Raw genomic sequence first — 17,714 nt, forward strand, 5'->3', positions numbered from 1 at the left:
ACTATTCCCCTATCTTATGATTTATGGCTTGTATAATATTACCCTGCTTACCCCCATCCGCTGGAAATATCAAACGGATCATCGCACCACGACCTTCATAAAAACTCTCCGGTGCATCATGAAGCTCCATGAAACCACCGTGATCTTCAATAACTTTGCGCACAATAGCTAACCCCAGCCCTGTTCCTTTTTCCCGCGTTGTTATATAGGGTTCTAATAACTTTTGTCTTTGCTCTTTAGGAAGTCCTTTCCCGTTATCAACAACATCCACAACCACCCATTCTTCCTGACGATAAGAACGGATAAGAATATGACCGTGAATATTTTCCTCTCGCATAACTGAATCTATGGATTCGCTCGCGTTTTTGATAACATTGCAAAAAGCCTGTACAATGAGACGGTTATCAAATGCACCCATAAGTGGTAGAGTTCCTAAATCTTGCTCAAAATGAATATCATGTCGCGTCACTTCTATCAAGAAACATGCTTCGCGCAACAATTCTCGTATATCTAAAATATGCATTTTTGGTTTGGGCATACGTGCAAAAGAGGAAAACTCATCAACCATACGCCCAATATCTCCAACCTGCCGAATAATTGTGTCAATACACCGGTCAAAGACCTCTCTATCTTGTGTAATAGCTTTGTTATAACGTTTACGAATGCGTTCAGCGGATAACTGAATAGGTGTAAGAGGATTTTTAATTTCGTGTGCAATACGCCGCGCAATATCCGCCCACGCCGCTGTACGTTGCGCTGCAACAAGGTCTGTAATATCATCAATTGTTAGAACCCAAGATTGCCCTTGTCCATCATCCTCCTCCATCGTAACTTGGACATTACAGACACGCTCTTTTCCTGCAACGTTTAAAGTGACCTGCTCACGATGGTTTTTACGATCCAATGAACGCACAAACTGAAAAACCTGCCAAATTTCAGCGCTTAAAGATAAAAGACTTTTTCCAACAACGTGCTCTGAGCGAATATCAAACATCGCTTCAATAGACCGATTGATAATGGTGATATCACCATTATCATCTATACCGGCTACTCCCGCTGTTACACCCGATAACACAGCTTCAGAAAAACGCCGTCTTTCATCAATTTGATCACGCACTGCAATCAATTCATTACGCCGACTTTTCAATTCACTGACCATGTAATTAAAAGTTTTGGATAATTGCCCAATATCTCCATCTTTTGCTCGTACTGGCACGAAAATTTCCATATTTCCAGAAGCAACATCATCGGCAGCACTAATGAGAAGACGAATAGGACGTACTAAGCGATCAGCAACAGCAATAGCAGCCCAAATGGCTGATAAGAATAAACTAAAAAAAAGACACAAATAAAGCATACCAAATGCAATCTGTGTCAGCAGGCGATTTTCATTTAAATCACGATAACGATCTGTATTAACTTCTGTCAAACGCAAAGCAGATAAAACACCTTTATCAACGTCACGCACCAAATATAAAAATGTGTTTGGAATATTGGTAAATTTTAAAATAATACCAAAATAATCATGAACGCCTGGTTGAAAAGAAAAAGGTCTCGCACTAGTTGCACGTTCAATAAGATGAGAAGGAGGAATTGGCAGTTTATCTTCATCACCAAGAGCACTCGATACAAAAATAGCTCCGCTAGAACTTAACAAAAATGCACCACGCAAATTGCGTCCTAGAGCATGACGCGTCAATTGCATCCTATATTCAGCTGGATTACGTTCTAAGAGTTTTTTGTTATCAAGTGCAAATGCCATCGCGTAGGATAAATTTTTTAAATTTTGAAGCATTTCATCTGCATAAGCATTTGCTAAATCAATAGAAGAGCCCACAATTTGCCGCGTTGTTGTATCAAACCATCGATCAAGTCCCAAATTTAGTGCTGGACCCGATACAAGAGCTACAGCAACAGCTGGCATTGTCGCAACAAGTGCAAACAATGAAATAAGGCGCACATGAAGACGCGATCCTGCACGCCTTGAACGCCAAGCACGAATGATCGGTATCATCTCATAAAAAACGATGACAATAAGCCCTAAAACCCAAAAACTATTAATTCCTATAAGAATAAGGGTTACTGTTCTACTGGGAACAACAGGAGTTAATCCAATAAGAATAATAAATGAAACAGAGGCCGTAAGTAAAGCCAATACAATAATTGTAATCCCTAAAAAAATATATACCTTACTTAAACGATACAACTCATCGTTATAAGTATTTTTATCTATGTCTTGAAGATTCGTCACAGATGTTATATTCGTCATGAGCTTACATACCCTTATCCCATTATTCTCATATAACCTTTTGTAGCAAAAATTGACAATACTAATACTACATTTAAAATAGAGCAAATATAGTCAACGAGAAAAAACTTCTACATTTTGCAAAATATCTTTAAAATAGACTGTGTTCGACGATACTTTACGAAGGAAATGAGATGCGATTAACAAAACAAACAAATTATGCTCTTCGAATGCTCATGTATTGTGCAGATAATCAGGGAACTCTCAGTCGTGTTCCAGAAATCGCTAAAGCATATGCCGTTTCAGAGCTTTTTTTATTTAAAATCCTTCAGCTGCTTGTTCAAGCAGGTTTTATACAAACAGTGCGTGGACGCAATGGTGGAGTTAGATTGGCTAAACCCGCAGCAGAGATTTCAGTCGCGGATGTTGTGAAAGTAACAGAAGACAACTTTTCCCTCGCAGAATGCTTCGATACTGCAGAACCAACTTGCCCCTTGTTTGATTTTTGTGGTTTAAATACCGCACTTCAAAAAGCATTAAATGCTTTTTTTGAGGTATTATCCGTGATATCCCTTGCTGATCTACAACAACCATCCTTTCAAAATCATTTTAAAATTAATGACAAAAAAGCAAACTAAGATTATAATACAAGGAGATTAAGTATTTCTATTGCAGCAATAATATTAGCCGCTGGACGGGGTGAAAGAGCAGGATCTCCCCATAAAATTCCAAAACAATATCGGCTTCTAGGACAAAAGCCAATTATTTATCATACCGTGCATTGTTTTTTGCAGCATCCAGCTATCACAACAATTATTCTTGTTATTCATCCAGAAGATCGTCAAATCTGTGAACAAGCTATTGATGATTTTAAAGAGCGCCTTATTATCGTTGAAGGAGGCAATACACGTCAAATCTCTACCTTATATGGACTTCAGGCACTCAAAAAATTTGCCCCCCAATATGTGCATATTCATGATGGTGCACGCCCTTTTATCGAAAACAAGCTTCTTAATAACATTCACAACACTATCACGCCTCAAGAAGGTGTTCTTCCTGTTCTGCCCATCTCTGATACCCTTAAACGTATAAATAATCAGCATATTTTAGAAACAATTCCCCGTACCCATCTTTATAGTGCACAAACTCCACAGTGTTTTCCCTTTGAACATATCTTAGCGGCCCATAAACAAGCAAAACAAGCTTGCAAACAAGAATTCACTGACGATTCTGCAATTGCCGAATGGTTTGGAATTCCTATGCGTGCCATTCCTGGGGATCCTAACAACATAAAAATTACATGGCATGAAGATTTTAATACTGCACATTTATATCTCCAAAAGAAAATGCAAATGTTTCCTGATATCCGCACCGGCAATGGTTATGATGTTCACTCTTTCGAGGATGGTGATTTTCTTATTTTATGTGGTATAAAAATCCCTTTTCATAAAAAATTAAATGGACACTCCGATGCGGATGTTGCTCTTCATGCGCTAACAGATGCCCTGCTCGCTACGCGAGGTGCTGGAGATATTGGCACACATTTCCCTCCCTCTGATCCTCAATGGAAAAATGTATCATCAGAAATTTTTCTCCGTCATGCTCTTGATATTATTAAACAAGCAGGTGGACGTATTGCCAATGTTGATATCACAATTATCGCTGAAAATCCTAAAATTGGTCCCTATCGTCATGCCATGACAGAAAATCTTATGACAATACTTTCAATGACACCTGATCGAATCTCTATCAAAGCAACAACAAATGAAAGGCTTGGATTTATTGGTCGTGGTGAAGGAATTGCTGCTCTTGCAACAGCGAGCGTTCTTTATTCAGGAGAACTTCCCCAATGACATATCTTTGTGAAAAACAAGCAAATGAAGTCCTTAATACCTTTCGCCAAAAAGGTTTGCTGTTAACAACTGTAGAGTCTTGTACAGGGGGACTCATTGCTGCATGCCTCACAAATATAGCAGGATCATCAGATGTTCTCGATTGTGGATTTGTTGTTTATTCAAATGAATCTAAAACACGCCTTGTTGGCGTTTGTGCTGAACTTATAAAAACCTATGGTGCCGTTTCAAAAGAAGTTGCTCTTGCAATGGCTGAGGGTGGATTAAAACATTCACAAGCTGACATTGCAGTTTCTGTAACAGGAATTGCTGGTCCAGGAGGTGCAAGTCTTGATAAACCTGTAGGACTTGTGCATTGCGCAGTAGCTTATAAAAACCACTCCCCCTTGCACAAAGAAATGCACTTTGCTCATCTTAATCGCAATGCTATCCGCCATGCAACTGTTGAAAATGCTTTTAAAATGATTCTGGAATTGCTTCACTGAATTCCCCATACTAATTTCAAAATTCTTTATTCCCCATCGAGTCTATAATCGTCAACATCTTGAAAAAATTTTATTGTATCACAACTTGAAAATGAACGATCTGACTAGCGTAAAATTATCTCACTTTAGTCCTGTGTAGGTTGAATTAATCAAATTTATTCACTTACACGCCACAAGAGAAAAAACTGTATAAATAAAATGATTAATGAAAGGAAAACTTGTACCTCTCTCTCAAGTGCTAAGAGCTGGTACAACATCTTGAGAGATAGCAAATAAATGATACAGGAGAACTTCTTCATAAGTGTACAGATGTAGATTTTATATACTTTTACGAGAATCTATACTATTTATTATGAGCACTATTATGAAATGGGTATGACGCAAGCATGTTCTATTTGGGCGTTTTGTTTAACGAGTGTGCATCTATTAAAAAAGAGAGAAACAAAAGCATGAAGCTGTGCATCATCTTCATCATTTAAAATGATATTCCCTCAATATGCTTTTGAAAGCTGAATTAAAAACAAATAGTAAAGATGGAAACCGGTTTTCACCTTCACGCTGTTTAAGCAATACGTATTGTTAAAAAATAACAGAATAGACTATGTTACCGTAGAGCCATAAATCTGATGCGCACGCTTCTCAAAAGCCTCGGTAAATTTACGAAACGCAACATCAAACATTGAGCCCATCACTAATCCAAGCGTTTTACTTTTAAATTCATAATCAATAAAAAACTCTACATTACATGCATTGGTATTTTCAATATCATGAAAGGCCCAACGATTTTCAAGATATTTGAATGGACCATCAATATATTTAACTTCTATAAGACTTTTTTCCGGCTGAAGAAATACTTGAGTCGTAAAAGTTTCACGAATAATCTTATAGCCAACGGTCATATCCGCAAGAAGCAATATTTTTTTTCCATATTCTTTTCGAGAACGTATTATTAAAGACTCACACATTGGTAAAAATTCAGGATAACGCTCAATATCTGAAACCAGATCAAACATTTCACTGGCACTATGGGTGATCTGCCGATGTATTGTAAAAATCGGCATAATTATCTCTGTAAGGAAAATTTTTCATCACGCGCTTTTTGCAAAATGGCAAAATCATCTCCAGCATGATGAGATGAACGCGTTAGAGGATTGGAGGCCATATGTAAAAATCCTTTTACTTTACCAATCTTGGCAAAAGACTCAAATTCTTCAGGAGGCACAAAACGAACAACTGGATGATGTTTTCGTGTAGGCTGCAAATATTGTCCAATTGTCATAAAGTCAACATCAGCAGCGCGCAAATCATCCATCAATTGCAAAACTTCATTTCGCTCCTCCCCGAGGCCAACCATAATTCCCGATTTTGTAAAAATTGTTGGATCAAGTTCTTTAACACGTTGTAACAAACGAATTGAATGAAAATAACGTGCCCCTGGACGGACCTTCAAATATTTAGAAGGAACTGTTTCTAAGTTATGATTAAAAACATCAGGCTTAGCAGCAACAACAACTTCTAAAGCGCCATCCTTATGACGAAAATCAGGTGTAAGAACTTCAATTGTTGTTTTAGGAGTTTTTTGACGAATCGCATAAATAACTTTTGCAAAATGCTCAGCACCACCATCAGCAAGATCATCACGATCAACAGATGTAATGACAACATGTTTTAATTCCATCCTTGCAACAGCATCAGCGACACGTTCTGGCTCATTATCATCAACGGCAAGTGGAATACCTGTTGCAACGTTACAAAAAGCACAAGCACGCGTACATATTTCACCTAAAATCATAAAGCTAGCATGCCTCTGGCTCCAACATTCGCCAATATTAGGACAACCAGCTTCTTCACATACAGTCACTAACTTATGCGTACGTACAATACCATGTGTTTCCTTATAAATTGGTGATGTTGGCGCTTTTACACGAATCCAATCTGGCTTTTTTTGAACGCTTGTATCAGGACGATGTGCCTTTTCAGGATGACGCAATCGTCTATTTGCAACTCTATCAACAACCGTAACCATTTAAGCCTTTGCCTTATAAATACGAAGTAACAATCAAAAATATAAAATTTTTCATACAATCCAGTCATCAAGCGTTTAAAACTTGACCATAAGCATCCAATACACTTTCTTTCATCATTTCCGATAAGGTCGGATGTGGAAAGACAGTATGCATTAATTCTTCTTCTGTTGTTTCAAGATTCATAGCAATAACAAAACCCTGTATCAATTCTGTTACCTCAGCCCCTACCATATGGGCCCCGAGAAGCTGTCCTGTTTTTTTATCAAAAATCGTTTTTACTAACCCCTGATCTTCACCCAAAGCAATCGCCTTACCATTCGCAGCAAAAGAATAACGACCAATACGTATATCATAACCTGCTTCTTTTGCAGCCGCTTCTGAAAGCCCTACAGAGGCAACCTGTGGTGTACAATATGTACACCCTGGAATTTTTCTTTTATCAAGCGGATGAGCGCTTTTCAAACCTGCAAGATGCTCAATACATATCACACCTTCTTCTTCTGCTTTATGGGCCAACATAGGAGGGCCTGCTACATCACCAATAGCATAAATACCTTCCACCCCCGTCCAACTCCATTCATCAGTTACAATGCAGCCGCGATCGGTTTTTATTCCCAAAGCTTCTAAACCAAGATTCTCAATATTACCTTGCACCCCAACAGCGGAAATCAACCGGTCAACAGTCATTGACTCTATTTTACCTTGAACATCAATATGTACACTTACAGAATCGGAAGATTTTTCAACCTTTGTTACTTTTGCTTGACGAAGAATACGTAAACCTTTTTTCTCTAACTGTTTACGAGCAAACGTTGAAATTTCAATATCTTCAGCAGGCATGATATGGGGCATCATTTCAACAACAGTTACTGTCGCCCCCATATCATGATAAAAAGAAGCAAATTCAATGCCAATAGCCCCAGACCCTATAACCAAAAGCGATTTTGGCATTGCTGGCGGTATCATAGCTTCAAAATAAGTCCAAATGAGTTTTCCATCTGGCTCAATACCAGGAAGGACACGAGGACGTGCGCCCGTTGCAATAATGATATGCTTTGCTTGATAAGTTCCCTCCCCTAACGTCCCTTTAGGGACTGGATTTTGCGGTTGCATAATCGGTTTGGAGGATGAAAAAACCATAATTTCCGCAGGAAGGCTTCCCTTTGCTTCTTTAGTAAGCTTTGCTTCACCCCAGATAATATCAATTTTGTTTTTTTTCATTAAAAAACCAACACCAGCATTTAAACGTGCTGAAACACCCCGTGAACGTGCCACAACATCTTTGATGTTTGCCTCAATTGAACCATTAATTTTTAATCCATAATTTGTCGCATGTTCAGCAAAATGTTTCATTTCCGCTGAACGTAGAAGGGCCTTTGTTGGAATACATCCCCAATTTAAACAGATCCCTCCCAAATGTTCACGTTCAACAATCGCAGTCTTAAAGCCACATTGTGCTGCACGAATTGCGGTTACATATCCGCCTGGACCTGATCCAATCACAATTACATCATAAAGATTTGCCACAGTAATTCCTCCATGGATATATAAAAAACGGATATGCATTTTTTGAACTTAAGACTGTAAAACAACATGAGAGAATTATCTTATGTCTTTGCTTTAAGCTTCACGTAAATGCTTTACCCAAACCAGAAATAGCAATAACATTGCTCTTTAAACTCTTTAAATTTGTTTCTATTCTCTTAACACGCTTTCTCACAATTTACGTGAAGAACTGTTAAACAGTTCAAACCAACATTGCTAATGGATTTTCAATCATCTTCTTAAAAGTCCGCGCGAGCTCTGCTGCTAAAGCACCATCGACAGCACGATGATCCGCAGAAAGCGTAACTGACATAACTGTCGCAACAACTAATGCACCATTTTTAACAACGGCGCGTTGCTCCCCTGCACCAATCGCAAAAATCGTCGCATGCGGTGGATTAAGAATAGCCGAAAAACTTTTTATACCATACATCCCCATATTTGATACAGCTGTTGTTCCACCCTGATATTCTTCCATTTTTAACTTGCCCTCGCGCGCACGCTTTGCAAAATCCTTCATCTCTTTGGAAATAAGTGATAACGGCTTTTTCTCTGCATGGCGAATAATCGGTGTAATTAATCCATTGGGAATAGAAACAGCAACCCCAACATCACAATGTTTATGATGAAGCATCCCGCCTTCAAGCCAAGAAACATTCGCATCAGGAACCGCTTTCAAAGAAAGTGCGACAGCTTTGATCACCATATCATTAACAGAAAGCTTATAAGTAGGCTGAGTTTCTTCCTGCCCCTTAACCATTGGAGCAGCAGCATTTAGTTGTGTACGCAGTGCTAATAGCGCATCAAGTTCACAATCTACCGTTACATAGAAATGTGGGACTCTCTGTTTTGATTCCACCAAACGTGTCGCGATTGTTTTACGCATATTATTATGGGGAGCGAAGCTATATTCATCCTCTTTGAAGAGTTTCAATATCTGTTTGTCCGAAGCACCTGTAGCTATTAGCTCCCCTATCGGTGAGGAATAAGACACTTTAGACATATCGCTGCTCACAGCTTTTTCTACATCGCGCTTAATAATACGCCCATGCGGACCACTTCCAGAAATAAGGGATAAATCAAGACCTGCCTGAGATGCTAATCGCCGCGCTAAGGGAGAGGCAAAAAGACGAGCTTCCTTTTTATCTTGCTGTATTAATTGCCCAGTTGATGATTCATGAGACATTTTTATTCCCTTTGAGTCCGTCTGTTTCAGAGAATCTGTCTGTTTGATGCCCTCTGGTTTTTGTCTTGTAGAAGAAGAGATTTCTTCTGTAACTTTTGCAGCTTCAGCTAAATCTTCACCTTCTTCTGCTAAAACAACAATTAAAGCATTTACTTTAACGCCTTGTGTTCCAGCAGGAACAACAATTTTAGCAACCCTACCTTCATCAACGGCTTCGACTTCCATTGTCGCTTTATCCGTCTCAATCTCAGCAATAACATCACCAGAGGAAACCTTATCTCCCTCCTTAATATTCCATTTTGTTAAATTTCCCTCTTCCATCGTAGGGGAAAGCGCTGGCATTGTAATTTTAATGGGCATTATGCTTTCCTCCGTTATGCTCTGTATGTCACAGCCTTAACGGCCTCAATAATTTCAGCAGTATTAGGCAAAGCCAACTTCTCAAGATTAGCGGCATAAGGCATCGGAACATCTTTGCCAGAAATCGTAGCAATTGGCGCATCAAGATAGTCAAAAGCCTGCTGCATAACACGCGTTGCTATTTCAGTTCCCACAGATGACTGAGGAAATCCCTCTTCAATTGTTACCAAACGACCTGTTTTTTTAACTGACGAAAGAATTGTTGGAAGATCCATCGGGCGAATGGTTCGTAAATCAATCAATTCAACATCAATACCAAGTTTTTCAATTTCTGGTAACGCTTGAACAGCATAATGCATCCCAATTCCACATGCAACAATCGTCACATCTTGTCCAGACTTATGAATACGTGCCTTACCAATAGGCAAAAGAAAATCATCCAGTTGAGGAACATCAAATTGATGCCCATACAAAATCTCATTTTCAAGGAAAATAACAGGATTATCATCACGAATAGCAGCTTTCAGCAAACCTTTTGCATCTGCAGCACTATAAGGCATGACAACTTTCAGACCTGGTACATGACTATACCATGCAGCATAACATTGAGAATGTTGAGCACCAACACGGGCAGCCGCGCCATTGGGACCTCGGAAAACCATAGGAGCGGTCATTTGTCCACCAGACATATAACGTGTTTTGGCTGCTGAGTTAATAATTTGGTCCATCGCCTGCATCGCAAAATTAAATGTCATAAACTCAACAATGGGACGTAACCCACCAAAAGCAGCCCCGACAGCCAGCCCAGCAAAGCCGTGCTCTGTAATTGGGGTATCAATAACTCGGCGTTCTCCGAATTCTTCCAACAAACCTTGACTAACCTTATAAGCACCTTGATATTGCGCGACTTCTTCCCCCATAAGAAAAACTGTTTCATCACGCCGCATTTCTTCAGCCAAAGCCTGATTAAGCGCTTCACGAACTGTCATTGTAACCATTTGTGTTCCCGCCGGAATATCAAAATTAGGAGATATATCAAAAGTAGGAGCAGCCTGCGGAACTGACGAAGCCAGAGAAAGAGGAGATTCCTTAGTTTTTTGTGCTGTATCAATAGGTTGCGAAATATCCTCAGCACGCTCACCTTCTTCTAACAAAATCGCAATAACAGTGTTAACCTTTACGCCTTCTGAACCTTCAGGCACAAAAATCTTACCAAGAGTACCTTCATCAACGGCCTCTACTTCCATTGTAGCCTTATCCGTTTCAATTTCAGCAATAACATCGCCAGAGCTAACCTTATCACCTTCTTTCTTGAGCCATTTAGACAGTTTACCTTCTTCCATAGTTGGTGAAAGCGCCGGCATCAAAATATCAATAGACATACTTGCTTCCCTCGCATCAAACTAAAATATCAGTATAGAGCTCAGAAGCATCTGGCTCTTGATCACTTTGTGCAAAATCTACCGCATCAGCAACAATTGCACGGACCTCTTTCTCAATAGATTTTAAATCGTCTTCGCTCGCCCAATTTTTTTAAGAATCCGACTTTTTACTTGATCAATCGGATCGTGCTCCTCTTTTATTTTTTGGACTTCTTCCTTTGAACGATATTTTGCTGGGTCAGACATGGAATGACCACGATAGCGATAGGTCTGCATATCAAGAATGATCGGTCCTTTACCTGAGCGTGCCCAAGAAATTGCTTCATCAGCAGCTCCTTTTACTGATCGAACATCCATACCATCAACAACAATACCTGGAATTTCAAAAGAAAGACCACGTCGGGAAAAATCAGTTTCTGCAGATGCACGTGAAACTGACGTTCCCATAGCATACTGATTGTTTTCAATAATATAAACAACAGGAAGCTTCCAAAGTGAAGCCATATTAAAACTCTCGTAAACCTGCCCCTGATTTGCAGCACCATCACCAAAATAAACCAATGTCACATTATCTTTACCAAGGTACTGATTCGAAAATGCCAAACCTGAACCAATTGGAACCTGCGCACCAACAATACCATGTCCCCCATAAAAGTTCTTTTCTTTAGAGAACATATGCATCGAGCCACCTTTCCCTTTGGAAAAGCCACCTTGACGTCCCGTTAATTCTGCCATAACACCACGCGGACTCATCCCAACCGCTAACATATGTCCATGATCACGGTAAGACGTAATAACCTGATCACCTTCTTTTGCCGCTTTCAATGTTCCTATAACAACGGCTTCCTGACCAATATAAAGGTGACAAAATCCCCCTATAAGCCCCATACCATAAAGTTGTCCTGCTTTTTCTTCAAAACGGCGAATTAAAAGCATTTCACGATAAGCATCAATTTCTTCTTCTTTTGTAAAATCTGCTATTGGTGCTTTCTTTGTGGTGCTTGATAATGCAGTGCGCGCCGCCGACGCAGAATTTTTTTTAAGTCGTTCTGCCATATTAAACTCCCTTTTATGATTATTTAGGAATAACCTTTACGAACAAAAGTTACAAGCCTTATCAATCGGCTTAAACAATATCATTGCTGATTATTGTTTAAATTAAGCGATTTTTCATTTACCTTTAGTATCATTTCAAGGTATTAAGATTGTTAGTTCATTTGACTTAGAGAAGTTCAAGTTCTTTCGGACATACTCATCCAACATATCTTTTTCTATATGCCCGTTGCGTAAAAGAGAAATACGCTTTTCCATGAATATCCGCTCAGCTTCTATTTTATGAAGCTCCTTTTCTAATTCGCTAATATGCTGATTAACTTCACTGCGTGAATACAATCCATACTCACCATGATAAATGTGATAACTGAAATAGCTTAAGACTCCCACCGTCATAAGAGGTAGTACAAAGCGTACTTTGATTGATCGACGTTTCTGCTTTGTCCACATAAAATAGCACAGTCTTTACAGCACAAATTTCTTAATATTTTGCCCAACTATGCATGATTTTGATTAATACCTCATTACCAAATCTACACTAAATAATTTGTTATTTTCAATTTATCCCCCCTTAATACAATCAAAGTAAGCTGAATGACCCACTTTTTATATTATAAATATTGGATATCCTCTAATTTGTAGCTTTTTCCTAAAATTTCCTATTAAAATAAAAATAAAATCAACGGTATCCCCTATGCTTGGTGGTTTTTTCCTAACCAATTCCAATCCTCAAATTGATAACGCTTATCATCACCTCCCAAAACGAGATAAACCCCTTGATTTTGAACAATAATTTCACCCTTCATCCTTACCCACGCTCCTTATGTGTTATTCATAAAGAGATTATTTCTAATTTGATAATATGCGGATTAACCTCACGGTGTAAATACAATTTATAGCAGCCGTAATAAACGTGAAATTAGGATAGTTTGGAGCCTCCAATAATCTAATGCTATCCACTGCTATAAGCAGAAAAACAATGCACGCCTTAATTAATTTGCGTCTTTGCTTTACCCGTATAAAATAGCATTGTCTTTTTCAATACTTTTACTTAGCTGTACATGTTTTTTAATATCTCATATTAAATAAATATAGTACAATAATTTTGCATGATGCAACTTAATTATTTATAAAAATAAAAAGCGAACTGAATTACTTTCTCTTTAATTATAAAATTTTTAAAAATCTGTAATCTGATTCCCATCTTTATCCGTAAATTTTCCTCCAAGAATGACTATAAAATCAACAACTGCCCAAATTCCGGTAATTATCAATCCAAACAATGATAAAGATAGAACCAGCATTAAAGCACCAGTCCTAACTTTACCAACCATAAAACGATGGACACCAAAGATACCTGCACACCAACAAAGGAGTGCGAACATTATCTTTGAGTTCTCTGTACCTGGTCTCAACAATGGAAAAACAGAACTGACAACCCCCCCTTCACAGACAAAATCAACAGCATTACCAATCCTTGGTGGATTCTTTCCCAACCAATCCCAAGTCGCAAACTGATAACGTTTACCATCATCACCCGAAACGAGATAAGTTCCTTGATCTTGACTAATAATTATACCTCTCATCTTAATCCCTATAAATTTAAATACTTAAAAATTATTGCGTATATGCCTTTGATAAGAAATCTCAATTTCATAATCTAAATGATTGTATACTTTCATATTTTTTGCTCACAACTATACACGATATAAATCACCAGCATAATGCGCTTGGGCTCCTAGCATTTCCTCAATACGGATAAGTTGATTGTATTTTGCTAATCTATCCGAACGTGCAAGAGAACCTGTTTTAATTTGTCCACAATTCGTTGCAACAGCAAGATCTGCAATGAAAGAATCCTCTGTCTCGCCTGAACGATGAGATATAATGGCACGATAACCTGCTTTATGTGCTACCTCTACAGCATCAAGTGTTTCACTCAATGTACCAATTTGATTAACTTTTATGAGAATAGAATTGCCTACCCCCATTTTGATACCATCACGCAAACGTGCTGAATTCGTTACAAACAAATCATCGCCAACAAGCTGACATTTTTCTCCCATTGTGTCAGTAAGTAGCTTCCAACCTTCCCAATCATCCTCTGCCATTCCATCTTCAATTGTAATAATAGGATAATTTTTCACAAGCTGCGCTAAATAATCTACCTGCTCTTGGGTGTCACGGTATTTCCCCTCACCTTTATAAAAATACGAACCATTTTTATAAAATTCGGTTGAAGCACAGTCTAAACCAATGGCAATTTGTTCACCTGGTTTATAGCCACATATCATGATAGATTCCATAATAAAATCAATTGCTTGATCAGCACTTTTAAATTGAGGAGCAAAACCACCTTCATCACCAACATTGGTATTATAACCCGCATCTTTTAAACGCTTTTTCAATGCATGGAAAATCTCAGCGCCATAACGGATCGCTTCTCTTATAGTAGGAGCTCCTATAGGAATAATCATAAACTCTTGAAAATCAATCAAATTATCAGCATGAACGCCACCATTAATAATATTCATCATGGGGGTTGGAAGAATATGCGCTTGTGTACCACCAATATAACGATACAAAGGTAAATTTAATGAATCCGCAGCTGCTTTTGCAACAGCTAATGAAACACCAAGAAGTGCATTGGCACCAAGACGGGCTTTGTTTGGCGTTCCATCCAAAGCAATCATTGCTTGATCAATAGCAATTTGATTTGTTGCATCCCGCCCACCAAGTTCTTCAAGAATTTCGCCATTAACTGCAGCAACCGCTTTTTCAACACCTTTCCCTTGATAGCGCAAACCACCATCACGAAGCTCTATAGCCTCGTGTGCTCCTGTTGAAGCTCCCGAAGGAACCAGAGCGCGACCAAAAGCTCCATTCTCCAAATGAACATCAACTTCTACCGTTGGATTACCACGGCTATCAAGAACTTCACGCCCAATGATATCGACAATTATAGTCATATGTGTTTCCTTATCCAATAAAAGTCTCGATTCATTTATAATGCCCTATTAATGAAATATTTTTTCTCTTCTCAACTCAACTTTTTTGACAGATAATCAAATTCCATTAAAGTCTCAAGCAATCTTTGTAAATCATCAACTTTAACCATATTGGGTCCATCAGAAGGTGCATTATCTGGATCTTGATGTGTTTCTAAAAAAATACCAGCTACCCCAACAGAAACAGCTGCACGCGCTAAAATTTCAACAAATTGACGCTGTCCACCAGATGAAGCCCCCTGCCCCCCAGGTTCTTGAACAGAATGCGTTGCATCAAAAATAACAGGAGCTCCAAATGAACGTAAAATAGGCAACGAACGCATATCAGAAATAAGTCGGTTGTAACCAAATGACGTGCCTCGCTCACAAAGCATAACATTCGGATTACCACTGTAAACAACCTTTTTTAAAACATTCTCCATATCCCACGGCGCTAAAAACTGACCTTTTTTAATGTTAATAACACATTCCGTTTTGGCAGCTGCTACCAAAAGATCTGTTTGACGACATAAAAAAGCCGGTATTTGTAAAATATCAACTGTAGAAGAAACAATTGTACATTGCTCTTCTGTATGCACATCAGTTAATATGGGACAATCAAACTCTTTTTTTAAATCAGAAAAAATAGCCATTGCTTTTTCAAGACCAATGCCACGTGCCGCACTCAAAGAGGTTCTGTTGGCTTTATCGTAACTTGATTTATAAACAAACCTGATACCAAGCTGATCGGTAATTGTTTTAATACGACCAGCCATTTCAAAAGCATGATCACGACTTTCCATCTGACACGGCCCTGCAATTAATGAAAGAGGCATTTCATTTGAAAAAATCATATTTCCAACTTTCACACGTGCATTTGGTTTAGTCATTTTATCCCTCAAAAGCAAAGTAATCCAATTTACGCATTAAACTAATCGACTTTGTTCTACAGCGGCTTCAATAAAAGAAGAAAAAAGCGGATGTGGATCAAAAGGACGAGATTTTAATTCTGGATGATATTGAACACCAATAAACCATGGATGATCTACATATTCTATCGTTTCTGGTAAAATACCATCAGGAGACATCCCAGAAAAAATCAAACCACACTGTTCTAACTTATCCTTATAATCAATATTGACCTCATAACGATGACGATGTCGCTCGACAATCTTGGTCATCCCATAAATTTGAGCAATATGACTCTCTTCTTTTAATTCAGCAGCAAAAGCACCAAGGCGCATTGAACCACCGAGAGCACCATTTCTTGTACGTTTTTCAAGAACGTCTCCTTTAAGCCATTCTGTCATTAAACCTACAATTGGATTGTCTGTTTCGCAAAACTCACTTGATGAAGCATTCTCAATCTGTGCAATATTGCGCGCAGCTTCTATACAAGCTAATTGCATCCCAAAACAAATCCCTAAAAATGGAACTTTACGCTCTCGCGCAAATTGAATTGCTCGAATCTTCCCTTCTGCCCCTCGTGCCCCAAAAGCACCTGGAACCAAAATTCCATGGGCTTTTTGTAAAGCTGAAACAGAATCTTCTTTTTCAAAAAGCTCCGAATCAATCCACTCAATATTAACCTTCACTCTATTCGCTAAACCACCATGTGCAATCGCTTCAATAAGAGATTTATAAGCATCCTTTAAGCCCGTATATTTTCCTACAACAGCAATCGTAACTTCTCCTTCAGGATGGTGAATACGATGCGTAATATCTTCCCAACGATCCATCTTGGGGGAAGGTGCCGAATCGATTCCAAAAGCGCAAAGAACTTCAGAGTCCAAACCCTCCTTATGGTATGCCATAGGAACATCATAAATTGTTGGCATATCTAATGCCTGAATGACTGCATTGGAGCGAACATTGCAAAAAAGTGATAATTTGCACCGTTCTGTTTCTGGAATAGATCGATCTGCACGTACAAGCAAAATATCAGGAGAAATACCAACTGCTTGCAATTCTTTGACAGAATGTTGTGTTGGTTTCGTTTTTAATTCACCTGCTGAAGGAATATAAGGCATTAATGTGAGATGGACATAAACGACATTTTGTCTCGGTAGCTCATTGCGAAGCTGACGAATCGCTTCTAGAAAAGGCATTGCTTCAATATCACCAACCGTTCCACCTATCTCACACAAAACAAAATCAAATTCTTCATTTCCCATCGTAATGAATCTCTTAATTTCATCTGTAACATGAGGAATAACTTGGACTGTTGCCCCCAAATAATCACCACGCCGCTCTCGTTCAATGATATTGCGATAAATACGCCCTGTTGTAATATTATCTTGGCTATTTGCAGAACGCCCAGTAAAACGCTCATAATGACCAAGATCAAGATCCGTTTCTGCACCATCATCGGTCACAAATACTTCGCCATGTTGATAAGGTGACATCGTACCTGGATCAACATTTAAATAAGGATCAAGTTTGCGAAGACGTACGCGATAGCCACGAGCCTGTAATAACGCTGCTAACGCCGCCGCTGCGATGCCTTTTCCAAGGGAAGAAACCACACCACCAGTAATAAAAACATAACGTGCCATGGGCTTATGGTGATAAGCAATTTATAATGATTT

Annotated in this window: 14 protein-coding genes and 1 pseudogene; 3 read left to right on the plus strand and 12 right to left on the minus strand. The window is 38.7% G+C overall.

Annotation, left to right across the window (positions count from 1 at the left end):
* Window position 1: 1 nt before the first annotated feature.
* A complete protein-coding gene (locus ACFIK1_RS04760; protein WP_375662207.1) occupies window positions 2–2,269 on the minus strand; it encodes an ATP-binding protein in 2,268 nt (755 codons plus the stop codon).
* 173 nt (window positions 2,270–2,442) lie between these two features.
* On the opposite strand from ACFIK1_RS04760, the gene rirA reads away from it, so the two are divergent.
* Genes rirA through ACFIK1_RS04775 form a run of 3 tightly spaced genes read left to right on the plus strand, consistent with a single transcriptional unit; the run spans window position 2,443 to window position 4,586 of the window.
* On the plus strand, window positions 2,443–2,886 hold the full coding sequence (rirA, locus tag ACFIK1_RS04765; RefSeq protein ID WP_375611276.1) for an iron-responsive transcriptional regulator RirA: 444 nt from the start codon (window positions 2,443–2,445) through the stop codon (window positions 2,884–2,886).
* A 24-nt stretch (window positions 2,887–2,910) separates the two neighbouring features.
* The gene (locus ACFIK1_RS04770) at window positions 2,911–4,101 is read left to right on the plus strand and encodes a bifunctional 2-C-methyl-D-erythritol 4-phosphate cytidylyltransferase/2-C-methyl-D-erythritol 2,4-cyclodiphosphate synthase (protein ID WP_375662221.1); all 1,191 of its coding nucleotides are present in this window, start codon (window positions 2,911–2,913) and stop codon (window positions 4,099–4,101) included.
* The gene (locus ACFIK1_RS04775) at window positions 4,098–4,586 is read left to right on the plus strand and encodes a CinA family protein (RefSeq protein WP_375662208.1); all 489 of its coding nucleotides are present in this window, start codon (window positions 4,098–4,100) and stop codon (window positions 4,584–4,586) included. Before ACFIK1_RS04770 ends, ACFIK1_RS04775 begins: the two co-directional genes overlap by 4 nt.
* A 599-nt stretch (window positions 4,587–5,185) precedes the next feature.
* On the opposite strand, the gene ACFIK1_RS04780 is transcribed toward ACFIK1_RS04775, so the two are convergent.
* From ACFIK1_RS04780 to ACFIK1_RS04830, 11 genes and pseudogenes are all read right to left on the minus strand, one after another.
* On the minus strand, window positions 5,186–5,647 hold the full coding sequence (locus tag ACFIK1_RS04780) for a type II toxin-antitoxin system RatA family toxin (protein WP_375662209.1): 462 nt from the start codon (window positions 5,645–5,647) through the stop codon (window positions 5,186–5,188).
* Between the two features lie 2 nt (window positions 5,648–5,649).
* Window positions 5,650–6,612: a lipoyl synthase gene (gene lipA, locus ACFIK1_RS04785; RefSeq protein ID WP_375611273.1), complete on the minus strand. Its 963-nt coding sequence runs from the start codon at window positions 6,610–6,612 to the stop codon at window positions 5,650–5,652.
* Between the two features lie 67 nt (window positions 6,613–6,679).
* Window positions 6,680–8,140, minus strand: a complete 1,461-nt coding sequence (gene lpdA / locus ACFIK1_RS04790) for a dihydrolipoyl dehydrogenase (RefSeq protein WP_375612898.1) — start codon at window positions 8,138–8,140, stop codon at window positions 6,680–6,682.
* A gap of 220 nt (window positions 8,141–8,360) precedes the next feature.
* A complete protein-coding gene (locus ACFIK1_RS04795) occupies window positions 8,361–9,704 on the minus strand; it encodes a pyruvate dehydrogenase complex dihydrolipoamide acetyltransferase (RefSeq protein ID WP_375662210.1) in 1,344 nt (447 codons plus the stop codon).
* Window positions 9,705–9,718: 14 nt separating this feature from the next.
* Window positions 9,719–11,086 carry a pyruvate dehydrogenase complex E1 component subunit beta gene (locus ACFIK1_RS04800; RefSeq protein ID WP_375662211.1) on the minus strand — a complete coding sequence of 456 codons (1,368 nt, stop codon included), beginning with the start codon at window positions 11,084–11,086 and terminating at the stop codon, window positions 9,719–9,721.
* 16 nt (window positions 11,087–11,102) lie between these two features.
* Window positions 11,103–12,142: pseudogene (gene pdhA, locus ACFIK1_RS04805) on the minus strand (pyruvate dehydrogenase (acetyl-transferring) E1 component subunit alpha).
* A 135-nt stretch (window positions 12,143–12,277) separates the two neighbouring features.
* Entirely contained in the window at window positions 12,278–12,589 is a 312-nt protein-coding gene (locus tag ACFIK1_RS04810) for a septum formation initiator family protein (protein ID WP_375617692.1), read from the minus strand.
* A gap of 728 nt (window positions 12,590–13,317) precedes the next feature.
* The gene (locus ACFIK1_RS04815; RefSeq protein WP_375662212.1) at window positions 13,318–13,725 is read right to left on the minus strand and encodes an NINE protein; all 408 of its coding nucleotides are present in this window, start codon (window positions 13,723–13,725) and stop codon (window positions 13,318–13,320) included.
* A 111-nt stretch (window positions 13,726–13,836) separates the two neighbouring features.
* Window positions 13,837–15,108: a phosphopyruvate hydratase gene (eno, locus tag ACFIK1_RS04820; protein ID WP_375662213.1), complete on the minus strand. Its 1,272-nt coding sequence runs from the start codon at window positions 15,106–15,108 to the stop codon at window positions 13,837–13,839.
* A gap of 71 nt (window positions 15,109–15,179) precedes the next feature.
* A complete protein-coding gene (kdsA, locus tag ACFIK1_RS04825; RefSeq protein WP_375617688.1) occupies window positions 15,180–16,016 on the minus strand; it encodes a 3-deoxy-8-phosphooctulonate synthase in 837 nt (278 codons plus the stop codon).
* 36 nt (window positions 16,017–16,052) lie between these two features.
* A complete protein-coding gene (locus tag ACFIK1_RS04830; RefSeq protein ID WP_375662214.1) occupies window positions 16,053–17,681 on the minus strand; it encodes a CTP synthase in 1,629 nt (542 codons plus the stop codon).
* Window positions 17,682–17,714: the final 33 nt, after the last annotated feature.

This window comes from Bartonella sp. OC16QHHD (genome assembly GCF_042194035.1).
GTDB lineage: Bacteria > Pseudomonadota > Alphaproteobacteria > Rhizobiales > Rhizobiaceae > Bartonella.